Here is an 11,376-nt window from a genome sequence, read left to right as displayed (position 1 = left end):
ACATTCCGAACCCGGAAGCTAAGCCTTACAGCGCCGATGGTACTGCAGGGGGGACCCTGTGGGAGAGTAGGACGCCGCCGAACAATTGTTGAGAAAACCCCCGCATCTTCGGATGCGGGGGTTTTCTGCGTTTAGGCTCGAAGGCATGCGCTATGACCTCGTGATCTTCGACAATGATGGTGTGCTCGTGGACAGTGAGCCCATCTCCAACCGGCTGCTCGCGGCGTATCTCACCGAGCTGGGCCACCCCACCTCCTATGAGGAGTCCATTCGGGACTACATGGGATCGGCGATGCACCGGATTCACGAACTGGTCCTCGTGCGCACAGGGCAGCGGTTGCCGGCGAACTTCGACGACGTCTTCCACGCACGGGTGTTCGCCGCGTTCGAGCAGGAACTGCTGGCCGTGGCCGGGGCCTCCGGAGTCCTGGAGAAGCTGGCCGCGGACGGGGTGCCGTACTGCGTGGCCTCCTCCGGGAGCCATGAGCGGATTCGCGTGGGGCATCGCACGACCGGGCTCGACCGGTGGTTCGACGAGGGGCGGATCTTCAGTTCGCAGGACGTCGGGCGGGGGAAGCCGGCCCCCGATCTCTTCCTGTACGCGGCCGAGCGGATGGGGGTCGCGCCGCAGCGGTGCGTCGTCGTCGAGGACAGTCCCCTGGGCGTGCAGGCGGCCGTCGCGGCGGGGATGGACGTCTACGGGTTCACCGCCATGACACCGGCGGAGAAGCTGGCGGGGGCCGGCCGGCTCTTCTCCGACATGGGGGAGCTGGCCGACCTGCTGGTGTGAGCCGCACCCGAGGCTCCGTCGAAGCTGAGGGAAATTCACCTTTGGCTGTATCTACCCACGGGTAAGCCGGGGCCCTACGCTCGCCGCCATGACAGATGTGCTGCGGCGCGGCAGGGGCTCATTGGCGTTCAGCTTCCTGGTGCAGGGTGTCGCCTTTGCTCTGCTCGTGACGAGGATCCCGGCCATCCAGAACCGGTACGGGGTCTCCGACGCGCTGCTGCCCGCGTTTCTGGCCGCCGTGCCGATCCTCGCCGGGGTCGGGAGCGTGACCACCGAGCGGCTGGTGAAGCGGGTGCCGCCGAGCCGGATGCTGCGGTGGTCCCAGCCCGTGGTGCTGCTGGCGCTGCTCGGGGTCGGGGCCGGGGAGCGGATGGTGGAGCTCGGAGTCGCGCTCGCGGCGTTCGGGCTCGCCGTCGGTGTGCTGGACGCGTCGATGAACATGCTCGGGGTGAGCCTGCAGCGGTCGTACGGGCGCAGCATCATGCTCAGCTTCCACGCGGCCTACAGCCTGGGCGGGATCGTCGGGGCCTCGCTGGCGTGGGTGGGGGCGCACTGGCATCTGGCGCTGTGGGTGTCGTATCTGCCGGTCGTGCTGGTGCTGCTGCCGGCCGTGCTGGTGGGGAGCCGGTGGTACGTCGACGATCGCGGCGATGCGGCGGCCGAGGTGGAGAAGACGGCGGAGGAGGGCCAAGCCGTCGTCTTCAAGTGGCTGTTGCCGTTGTGTCTGGTGATGACGGTCGCGTACATCGGGGACTCGACGGTCTCCAACTGGAGCGCCAAGTACCTGCAGGACGTGCTGGGGAGCTCGGAGCAGCTGGCGACGGTGCCGTACAACGTGTACATGGTCACCACGCTGCTGGGGCGGGCGATCGGGGACCTCGGGGTGCGGAGGTTCGGGGCGGTCGCGGTGGTGCGGGTCGGCGCGCTGGTGGCGGCGGGTGGGTTCGCCGTGGTGGCCGGGGCGCCCGGGGCGTGGGTCGGGATGCTGGGGTTCACTCTGGTGGGGCTGGGGTTGTGTGTGCTGGTGCCGCAGACGTTCGCGGCGGCCGGGAGGCTGTTCCCGGGGGCTTCGGATGCGGCCGTCGCGCGGCTGAATGTCTTCAACTACGTGGGGTTCTTGATCGGTTCGCCGTTGGTCGGGGCGCTCGGGGATCTGTGGAGCTACCGCGGGGCCATGCTCGTGCCGATGGTGTTGGTGCTGGTGACGCTCGTGTACGCCCGGTCGTTCGCTGCTCAACCGGACCGATACGGTGGCGGGCATGAGCGGCCGCGCACAGCTGATGTGGGACGAGGCAGTAACGGGCTATGACTTCGGTCCGGGGCATCCGATGGACCCGGTCCGGCTCGCCCTGACCCGGAGACTGGTCGATGCCTTCGGGCTGGACCGTGAGGTGGAGGTCGTCGCCGCGAAGGCGGCCGGGGAGTCGACGCTGCGGCTCGTCCACCGTCAGGACTACATCGGGGCGGTGAAGGCTGCGTCGGCGGATCCGGCGGCGGCGGACCAGTCGTACGGGCTGGGGACGATGGATGATCCGGCGTTCGCCGGGATGCACGAGGTGTCGTCGCTGATCGCCGGGCAGTCGGTGGGGGCGGCGGAGGCGGTGTGGCGCGGTGAGGCGCTGCACGCGGTGAACTTCGCGGGCGGGCTGCACCATGCGATGCCGGGCGGTGCGTCGGGGTTCTGCATCTACAACGACGCCTCGCTGGCCATCGCGCGGCTGCTGGAGCTCGGGGCGGAGCGGGTCGCGTACATCGACGTGGACGTGCATCACGGGGACGGGGTCCAGGCGGCGTTCTGGGAGGACCCGCGGGTGCTGACGATCTCGCTGCACGAGCATCCCCGGACGCTGTTCCCGCAGACCGGGTGGCCGGAGGAGACCGGGGCGGACTCCGCGCAGGGGTCGGCGGTGAACGTGGCGCTGCCGGCCGGGACGGGGGACGCGGGGTGGCTGCGGGCCTTCCACGCGGTGGTGCCGGAGCTGATCGCCGACTTCCGGCCGCAGGTGCTGGTGACGCAGCACGGGGCCGACACGCACTTCGAGGATCCGCTGGCGCATCTGGCGGTGTCGCTGGACGCGCAGCGGGCGGTGCAGGTGGCCTGTCACGATCTGGCGCACGAGTACGCCGACGGACGGTGGGTGGCCCTGGGCGGGGGCGGTTATGCCGTGGTGGATGTCGTGCCGCGCTCGTGGACGCATCTGGTCGCGATCGCGGCGGGCCGGGCCGTGGAGCCCGAGGCGATGATCCCCGAGAGCTGGCGGCAGGAAGTGTTCGCGAGGACGCGGCAGTTGGCCCCGGCCCGGATGACGGACGGGCGCTGGCCCGTCGCCTGGTCCGGCTGGGAGGAGGGCTACGACCCCGCGGACCGGCTGGACCAGGCGGTGCTGGCGGCCCGGCGGGCGGTGTTCCCGCTGCGGGGCCTGCTGGCGTGAGGGGGTGCCGCCGGGCGTAGGCCCTGGGCCGACCGTGCGGTGTTCGCGGGTTTCCGGGACAGGTGGAGTCCCGGTCACGCACGATCTTTCTGTGCTGACCACCGAAGCCCTGCGTGCGCACCTGGTGGGCGCGCGGCTCGCCGGGACCGTGGCGACCTCGCGGGAGGAGAGCCTGCGCAGTTACCGGCTCTTCGCCGCCCGGGACCCTCGGGTGCTGCTCGGTATCGATCCCGAAGGTGCCTGGAGGCAGCGGGAGTTGATCGAGCTGATGGCGGACCGGTGTGGTGTTTCGGCCGATTCCCGGCATGTTTCCGGCCAGGACGTGATCGATCCGGAGCGGACCCTGGCGGCGTTGGACGCCTTCGCGGAACGCCTCGCCGAGGCCGCCCGGCGTGGTGCTCCCGTGCTTCTCGGCACCGGGCATCCGCACCGGCTGCTCGGTTTCTACGGCGCTCTGGCAGACGCGCTGTCGGCGGCGGGATGTGCCGTTCTCACCCCCGCGCAGGGTCGTCGTGTCGACATAACGACCCGGTTCGGTCTACGCACGTACAACCTCGACTACGTACGAGGAGTCGCGCTGGTGCGGACCCTGGGCGCGGAACGCCCCGGTTGTGAGCCCGGCGCACATACGCACTCACCGCTCCCGGTTCGTACCGTACTGGCCGCTTGCGCTGAGGCCGGCGGGCCCCTTCCCGAGCTGGTGATCGGGGACCACGGGTGGGTCTGCGGAGCAGGTCAGCTGGGGTTCGAGGCCATCGGGCCGGCCGATACGGACGACCCGGCGCTGTTCGTGGGGGAGGCCGAGGGGTCCGTGTCCGTCGTCGTTCCACTTGATGACGGCGTGCGATCTGATTACTACCTGCCGCTTACCCGCTACGTACTCAATCGGGCGTGTCTGTCACAGTAGGTCGCCGATGGCTGCACCTCTTCCCCACTCGCATCACTGGCCCCTACATTGGGGAGTGAGCACGCAGCGACGAAGAGTCACCGGAAGGGGAAGCCGGTGGCCGTCGAGTGCGGAAGGTTCAGGTGTGTCATGGCTGCAGCTGGCGAGAGGCCTCTGAACGAGGTTCAGTTCCTTACCGTGGCGGAAGTCGCCTCGGTGATGCGAGTGTCGAAGATGACCGTGTACCGGCTGGTGCACAGCGGTCATCTGCCCGCGATCCGTGTGGGGCGGTCATTCCGCGTCCCGGAGCAAGCGGTTCACGAGTACCTCCGCGAGAGTTACGTGGGGGTGGAAACCGCCTGACGGCAGGGCCGGGGCGATCCCTCCAGGGCACTTCGGGATCCCCCCGGCCTCCTCGATTACGACCTCAGCGCTCGGACGGGTAGGCTGGCCCCTCGTAGGTCGTATGGGCCCATGGCGCCCAAACACCGAGTGATGAGAAGTGAGCGAGGGTAGTCGTGGGCTCTGTTATCAAGAAGCGGCGCAAGCGGATGGCGAAGAAGAAGCACCGCAAGCTGCTCAAGCGCACGCGCGTTCAGCGTCGCAACAAGAAGTAAGTTCGCGACGCGCACGCCGCGAGAGCGTTGTTGTGGCCCCCCACCCAACCGGTGGGGGGCCACACGCATTTCCGCTCCTGCGCCCGGCTGCTTCAGTCACCCCGGCTGCTTCAGTCACTTCGCGCATCGGGCGGTCATCACAGCGCAACGACAACCCGCTAAGTTGGCCCCACGGGGGAACGCGGCGGGGGCACGAGGTTTCTGGAAGGAAGGCGCTGATCTTGGGCAAGGTCGTGCTCGTGACCGGAGTGGCCCGCCAGCTGGGGGGCCGGTTCGTCAGGCGGATCCAGCGGGACCCCGATGTGGACCGGGTCGTCGCCGTGGACGCGGTGCCGCCCGAGCACCATCTGGGCGGTGCGGACTTCATCCAGGCCGACATCCGGCAGCCCGGAATCGCGCGGGTGCTCGCCGAGACGGGCGCCGACACGATCGTCCACCTGGACGTGACGGGCACGCCGCTGGGCAGCGGCAACCGGGCCTCCCTGAAGGAGACCAACGTCATCGGCACCATGCAGTTGCTCGGTGCCTGCCAGAAGTCCCCGTCCGTGCAGCGGCTGGTCGTGAAGTCCAGCACGAACGTCTACGGCTCCGCGCCCCGCGACCCGGCCGTGTTCACCGAGACGACCCCGCCCAAGTCCCTGCCCAGCGGCGGCTTCGCCAAGGACACCGTCGAGGTCGAGGGCTATGTCCGCGGCTTCGCACGCCGCCGGCCCGATGTGGCCGTGTGCGTGCTGCGGTTCGCCAACATCCTGGGCCCGACCGCGGACACCCCGCTCGCCTCGTACTTCGCGCTGCCGGTGCTGCCGACCGTGTTCGGCTACGACCCGCGGCTGCAGTTCGTGCACGAGGACGACGTGATCGAGGTGCTGCGGATCGGCTCGCACGAACCCCGGCGGGGCACGCTCAACAGCGGCACCTTCAACATCGCCGGCGACGGTGTGCTGCTGCTCTCCCAGTGCTCGCGGCGCCTCGGTCGCCCCACCGTGCCCCTGCTGCTCCCGGCCGTCACCTGGGCGGGCTCGCTGGTGCGTACGCTGGGCATGACGGACTTCTCGCCCGAGCAGATCCGGCTGCTCACGCACGGACGGGTGGTGGCCACGGGCCAGATGCGCGAGACGCTGGGATTCCAGCCCAAGTACACGACCGCGGAGACGTTCGCGGACTTCGCCCGCAGCAAGGGCCCCGGACTTCTTCCGCCGGAGGCCCTTGCGGGGGCCGTCGACCGGATCGCCGACCTGCCCCTCGCGGGCGGCGGACACCTCCCGACGCAGAGCGCCAACTGAGGAGCGCATCAACGATGGCGGACGCCAAGGTCATTCCGTTCGACGACGACCGATCCCGGGGGAGCGCCGTGCAGCGTCCCCAGCGGCGCCGGAGCGCCGGGAACCGCCGCCCGGGCGCGGAGTCCGTGCCGGTCCGTGAGGTGCAGCCCCTGCCCACCAGGGCTGTTCCGCAGGATGATGTTCCTGTGACTTCCGATGAACAGCCGCCGGAGCCTTCCCGGGACGGCGAGGGCGGGCTGGAACGGCGGATCGCGGGCGGCCTGGCCTTCCTGCGCCGCCGCCTCACCGGGGACTACGAGGTCGACGACTTCGGCTACGACGAGGAGCTCACCGACCAGGTCCTGATGTCCCTGCTGCGCCCGCTGTACGACACGTACTTCCGGGTCGAGGTGAAGGGCATCGAGAACATCCCGTCCGAGGGCGGCGCCCTGATCGTCGCCAACCACTCCGGCACGCTGCCGATGGACGGCCTGATGATGCAGGTCGCCGTGCACGACAACCACCCGGCGGGCCGGCATCTGCGGCTCCTCGCCGCGGATCTGGTGTTCATGCTGCCGGTGGTCAACGAGCTGGCCCGCAAGCTGGGTCACACCCTGGCGTGCGCCGAGGACGCGTCCCGGCTGCTGGAGCAGGGCGAACTGGTCGGGGTGATGCCGGAGGGCTTCAAGGGCCTCGGCAAGCCCTTCGCGGACCGCTACAAGCTGCAGCGCTTCGGCCGCGGCGGTTTCGTCTCGACGGCTCTGCGCGCGGGGACGCCGATCGTGCCCTGCTCGATCGTCGGGGCGGAGGAGATCTACCCGATGATCGGCAACGCCAAGACGGTCGCGCGGCTGCTGGGCTTCCCGTACTTCCCGATCACGCCGACGTTCCCGTGGCTCGGGCCGCTGGGGGCGATTCCGCTGCCGACCAAGTGGACGATCCAGTTCGGCGAGCCCATCCCTACGGACGGCTATCCGCCGGAGGCGGCGGAGGACCCGATGCTGATGTTCAACCTGACCGACCAGGTCAGGGAGCAGATCCAGCACACGCTGTACAAGCTGCTGGTGCAGCGGCGGTCGGTGTTCTTCTGAGGTCGGTGGGCTGCTGAGGCCGCCGGCGTACGACGATGGGGGCGCCCCTCGGCCGAGGGGCGCCCCCACTGTCGCGGTCTAGTCCGCGTCCTCGCTGTCGATGCCCAGCCCGGGCAGCAGACCGGGCAGGAGCGGCGGGAGTGTCACATCCGGCTCGGGGACGGGTGTGTTGCCCTCTGCCGACGGAGAGGTGCTCGCCTCGCTGTCCTTCGGCGGGTCGAGCAGGCCGCCGGTGTTGCCGCCGAGCAGGCCGTCGCTGTCGCTGCCGGAGCCGGCCGAGCGGCTGGGGCTGCCGCTGCTGCGCTCGTCGCTGTGCCTGCCGCCGCTGTCGCTGGGGCGGGTCGAGCGGTCGGTGCCCGAGGAGCCGCTGGGGGCCGACTCGGAGGCGCCCTGCCGCTTGCCGTCGCCGCCGCTCGTGGCCGGGGGCTCGGGCAGCAGGGACCGCAGCGGGGCGACGTCCTCGTCTATGGCGTCGAACACCGACGACACCTGCTCGCTGACGTCCCCGAGCTGGACGGGCAGTCGCTCGCGCAGTTCGCCCCAGGCCTCGCGGTGGGAGCGGGAGAACGCGGACAGGGCCTGGATGGGGCCCAGCGAGTCCGGGTCGCGCTCGTACGCCTCGCTCAGCAGCCGGTGGCCCTCCGACGCGTCGTGCCGCATGCCGGACAGGGCACGACGGATCTCGCCGAGGGACTCGTGGTCCAGGGGGCCGCTGCGGCCGCGCTCCATCAGGCGGCGGGCTTCGCTGAGCCGGGTGGAGGCGTGGTCGAGGTAGACCCGGCCGCGCTCGTCCGACCCGTCGGCGAGGCCGAGCGTGACGTCCTCGATGCCGCGCTTGAGGCCGTAGAGCGAATCACCCGGCAGGGCGTCCGAGCTGGCGGCGGAGACACCGCCGAAGGCGCTCGCGGCCACCCCGACACTGAGTCCGCCCGCGGTGAGGCCCTTGGCGAGCCGGGAACGCGGCCGGAACTTCTTCAGTGAACTCGCGCGGTGTGCGCCGCGAGCCCGGGATCGCTGCTCGGGGACCGCACTGTCCGTCGCCCCGCCGCCCGCGGTGCCCTCCTGCAGCATGGCCTCGAAAGCGGCCACCAGCTGGGCCCGCTGAACGACCTTGACCTCCGGGTCGAGCTCCGGCTTGGGCAACGCGTCGAGACCCGAGGCGAGCGCCAGATGGCGGGCCTGTTCGCTCGGTTCCGCGACTGCCGGGGCCGGTGCCGATCCTTCGGGCTGCTCGGCCGCCGTGCCCTGCTCGGACTGCTCCTCCAGGGCCTGGGCGAAGGCGTTCGCCCGCCGGTGCGCCGATACGTTCGCGATCACTGGCGGCACCTCCTCTCGTCATGACGGTCGACTCCCCAGGGGGTCCTGAGGGTTGCACACCCTGACCACGACCACACGATCGAGTGATCGGAGTCGGCCAGGGGGTGACCACAGGGAGCCTGCATCCCGCACAACGAGTGGCGCGGCACTTGGGTTACGGACGTCGGCTGATCGGATGCCGAAGTCAACGGACTTTCACGGACCGTGAGTTGGATGTCGCCCTGCGTGCCGGGCGGTCAGCGGGCGTCTTCCGGGAGGAGCCGGGCGAGGGTGCGGACGGCCCGGTACTGGAGGGTCTTGATGGCGCCCTCGTTCTTGCCCATGACACGGGCGGTCTCGGCGACGGAGAGGCCCTGGAGGAAGCGGAGCGTCACGCACTCCTGCTGCTGGGGGTTGAGTCGCCGCACCGCGTCGAGCAGGGCGGCGTTGGAGAGGGACTCCAGGACGGAGTCCTCGGGGGAGCGCTCGACCTCGTTGGCGTCGAGCATCTCGCCGGTGGTGACCTCGAGGCGGAAGCGGCTGGACTTGAAGTGGTCCGCGACGAGGTTGCGGGCGATGGTGACGAGCCAGGCGCCGAAGTCACGGCCCTGCCAGGTGAAGGTGCCGATGCGGCGCAGGGCACGCAGAAAGGTCTCGCTGGTGAGGTCCTCGGCGGTCGCCTTTCCTCCGACTCGGTAATAGATGTACCGGTAGACGGTGTCGCTGTACTGGTCGTAGAGGCGTCCGAAGGCGTCGGACTCGCCGGCCTGGGCGCGCTCCACGAGGTCCATCATCCGGGCGCTGTCGCTGTCCGCGGCCGGCCGGCGCGCGGTGGCCGCCCCGGACGGGCGGCCTCGTCTGCCGACCGCAGCGCTGCCGTCGGCCAGTGCGTAGCACGGGCCGACGGGCGCGGCGGTGGCGAATGCGGGGACGGCGTACGCGGTGGGGACGAAGCCGCGCAACAGGTCTTGGACCGTTGCGCGCAGCGTAGCCAGGCCCGAGGCGTCAACCCCGACGTGTGGGTACACGGGACTCCCAGAGGCAGAGCTTCCATCACGAGCAGTGCGGGACCTTTCACCCGTCGTAGCGACGGAGGGGTACCGGATTGCGTCTGAGGAGAATAACGCTTCGTGCAGGCGCTGCTACACCGAGTTGCTCAAATCATCGATTACGTCGCTTCCGTAACCGATTGACGCCGGATCAAGTGCCGCAGAGTGAACGGTTGTTGATCGGAAAGCTTCGGATTGCGGCTGAGTCCAGGGCGTGTTGTGGCCGTGTGCAGCCAAGAGGACTGGACACGAGGTTGTGGGGGTACGCCAGTTGGATTTACGGGGTTTGTCATCCCGTAAACGATGGTGTCCCGGTTTGATCAGATGGTCAGCGGCGCCGGCGGTGCAGGGCGATGGCGGCCGCCGTGCCGCCGGCGACCGCGCCGACGCCCGCCGCGGCCGGGATGCCGACCTTGGCGGCCTTGCGGCCCGTGCGGTAGTCGCGCAGGCGCCAGTCCAGCTGGCGGGCGTGCTTGCGCAGCTTGCTGTCCGGGTTGATGGCGTAGGGGTGGCCGACCAGCGACAGCATCGGGATGTCGTTGTGCGAGTCGCTGTAGGCGGCGCACCGGCCGAGGTCCAGGCCCTCGGCGGCGGCCAGGGCGCGGACGGCCTCGGCCTTCGCGGGGCCGTGCAGCGGTTCGCCGACGAGTTTGCCGGTGTAGACGCCGTCGACGGACTCGGCGACCGTGCCGAGGGCGCCGGTCAGGCCGAGGCGGCGGGCGATGACCGTGGCGATCTCGACGGGGGCGGCCGTCACCAGCCAGACCTTCTGGCCCGCGTCCAGGTGGGCCTGGGCGAGGGCGCGGGTACCGGGCCAGATGCGCTCGGCCATGTACTCGTCGTAGATCTCCTCGCCGATCGACTGGAGTTCGGCGACGCGGTGGCCCTGGACGATCGACAGGGCCGACTCGCGGGCCTCCTGCATGTGCTCGGGATCCTCGACCCCGGCGAGCCGGAACCACGCCTGCTGCCAGGCGAACTTCGCGAGGTCGCGCGTCTCGAAGAACTTCCGCTTGTACAGGCCCCGCCCGAAGTGGAAGATCGCGGCGCCCTGCATGACGGTGTTGTCCAGGTCGAAGAAGGCGGCGGCCCGGTCGTCGCCGTGCACCGGGAACTGCGGTTCCTCGGTCGTGCCGGCGGCTTCCTGCGTGGACTTGCGGGCTGCCTCCGCCGAGGCCTCGCCTGCCAAAACGCTCCGCGCCGTGGCGGAGCGCCTACGGGGAGTGAGCCATCCTAGAGCGGCCATGGCGTGAGCATAGCCAGTTTGTTCGGGGGTTCCGGAGTCGAGAGGTTGGGAGCCTGTGAACTCTCGGCAAGCGTGTCGTTAAAGATGCCGCGCGGGACGAACGCGGTCGGCGTGTCCCCTGGCTCTTTCGCGAGGGTTCCGCTTGTCCGCGGGCGCGGGACAATGGCCGACATGAGTCCCCTCTTCCGCCGCAGGCCCCCTCGGGACCGGCTCGTCACCCTGATCCGCAAGCCCGGCTGTCATCTGTGTGATGACGCACAGCTCGTTGTGGAGAAGGTGTGCGGTGATCTCGGAGTCCCCTGGGAGCAGAAGGACATCACCGAGGATCGGGAACTGCACGACCAGTACTGGGAGCAGATCCCGGTCGTGCTGGTGGACGGCAGGCAGCACACGTTCTGGCGCGTGAACGAGGACCGCCTGCGCAAGGCGCTGACCGACTGATCCCGCCCGGTGAGCGACTGACCGAGCAGTCCAAAGCGGCCGCCGGGTCGCTTAGGATCGATGGCGGCTTGGTCTCGGGGGCGGGATTCACTGAGGAGAGTGTGCGGTTTTGCCCCCAGAAGACAAGGAACGGTCGTGCGAATGCGCCGGTTCCCTGCGTATGCGCCGGGGGCGCGTGACCCCGGTCACGTTGGCCGGGCAAATCGGACACCATCTTTGTGCACGCGTTCACAAAGACATAGCCTGCTTTCGACGGGGCGGTCATG

At 69.9% G+C, this 11,376-nt stretch carries 12 protein-coding genes and 1 rRNA gene; 10 read left to right on the top strand and 3 right to left on the bottom strand.

The features are described from left to right. From rrf to AB0G20_RS35640, 9 genes are all read left to right on the top strand, one after another. Positions 1–83: ribosomal RNA gene (rrf, locus tag AB0G20_RS35680) — 5S ribosomal RNA — on the top strand; the annotation flags it as partial. A 62-nt stretch (positions 84–145) separates the two neighbouring features. Continuing rightward, on the top strand, positions 146–790 hold the full coding sequence (locus AB0G20_RS35675) for an HAD family hydrolase (RefSeq protein WP_361309957.1): 645 nt from the start codon (positions 146–148) through the stop codon (positions 788–790). 88 nt (positions 791–878) lie between these two features. Next, positions 879–2,099, top strand: a complete 1,221-nt coding sequence (locus tag AB0G20_RS35670) for an MFS transporter (protein WP_361309955.1) — start codon at positions 879–881, stop codon at positions 2,097–2,099. Beyond that, complete coding sequence (locus AB0G20_RS35665) at positions 2,050–3,222, top strand: acetoin utilization protein AcuC (protein ID WP_361309953.1); 1,173 nt, start codon at positions 2,050–2,052, stop codon at positions 3,220–3,222. The genes AB0G20_RS35670 and AB0G20_RS35665 overlap by 50 nt, the downstream gene beginning before the upstream one ends. Before the next feature lie 91 nt (positions 3,223–3,313). Then, positions 3,314–4,129 carry a phosphatase gene (locus AB0G20_RS35660; RefSeq protein ID WP_361309950.1) on the top strand — a complete coding sequence of 272 codons (816 nt, stop codon included), beginning with the start codon at positions 3,314–3,316 and terminating at the stop codon, positions 4,127–4,129. Between the two features lie 129 nt (positions 4,130–4,258). Then, positions 4,259–4,471: a helix-turn-helix domain-containing protein gene (locus tag AB0G20_RS35655; protein ID WP_004984898.1), complete on the top strand. Its 213-nt coding sequence runs from the start codon at positions 4,259–4,261 to the stop codon at positions 4,469–4,471. A gap of 155 nt (positions 4,472–4,626) precedes the next feature. After that, positions 4,627–4,725 carry an AURKAIP1/COX24 domain-containing protein gene (locus AB0G20_RS35650; RefSeq protein WP_003948845.1) on the top strand — a complete coding sequence of 33 codons (99 nt, stop codon included), beginning with the start codon at positions 4,627–4,629 and terminating at the stop codon, positions 4,723–4,725. Positions 4,726–4,946: 221 nt separating this feature from the next. Further along, positions 4,947–6,008: an NAD-dependent epimerase/dehydratase family protein gene (locus tag AB0G20_RS35645; RefSeq protein ID WP_361309947.1), complete on the top strand. Its 1,062-nt coding sequence runs from the start codon at positions 4,947–4,949 to the stop codon at positions 6,006–6,008. 14 nt (positions 6,009–6,022) lie between these two features. Beyond that, positions 6,023–7,078 carry a lysophospholipid acyltransferase family protein gene (locus AB0G20_RS35640; protein WP_361309944.1) on the top strand — a complete coding sequence of 352 codons (1,056 nt, stop codon included), beginning with the start codon at positions 6,023–6,025 and terminating at the stop codon, positions 7,076–7,078. Positions 7,079–7,156: 78 nt separating this feature from the next. Here the strand turns inward: AB0G20_RS35640 and AB0G20_RS35635 are convergent, their stop codons facing one another. The 3 genes from AB0G20_RS35635 to AB0G20_RS35625 form a co-directional block, all read right to left on the bottom strand. Further along, complete coding sequence (locus AB0G20_RS35635) at positions 7,157–8,395, bottom strand: DUF5667 domain-containing protein (RefSeq protein WP_361309941.1); 1,239 nt, start codon at positions 8,393–8,395, stop codon at positions 7,157–7,159. 236 nt (positions 8,396–8,631) lie between these two features. Beyond that, the gene (locus tag AB0G20_RS35630; protein WP_030840376.1) at positions 8,632–9,402 is read right to left on the bottom strand and encodes an ECF subfamily RNA polymerase sigma factor, BldN family; all 771 of its coding nucleotides are present in this window, start codon (positions 9,400–9,402) and stop codon (positions 8,632–8,634) included. 349 nt (positions 9,403–9,751) lie between these two features. Further along, the gene (locus AB0G20_RS35625) at positions 9,752–10,669 is read right to left on the bottom strand and encodes an HAD-IB family hydrolase (protein ID WP_361309939.1); all 918 of its coding nucleotides are present in this window, start codon (positions 10,667–10,669) and stop codon (positions 9,752–9,754) included. A gap of 162 nt (positions 10,670–10,831) precedes the next feature. Between AB0G20_RS35625 and AB0G20_RS35620 the strand changes: the two genes are divergently transcribed. Beyond that, entirely contained in the window at positions 10,832–11,110 is a 279-nt protein-coding gene (locus tag AB0G20_RS35620; RefSeq protein ID WP_361309936.1) for a glutaredoxin family protein, read from the top strand. Positions 11,111–11,376: the final 266 nt, after the last annotated feature.

Origin of the sequence: Streptomyces sp. NPDC024017, assembly GCF_040638895.1 — a bacterium.
Lineage (GTDB): Bacteria > Actinomycetota > Actinomycetes > Streptomycetales > Streptomycetaceae > Streptomyces.
Note: the sequence above shows the minus strand (reverse complement) of the source record. Positions and strands in the feature narration are given on the sequence as shown.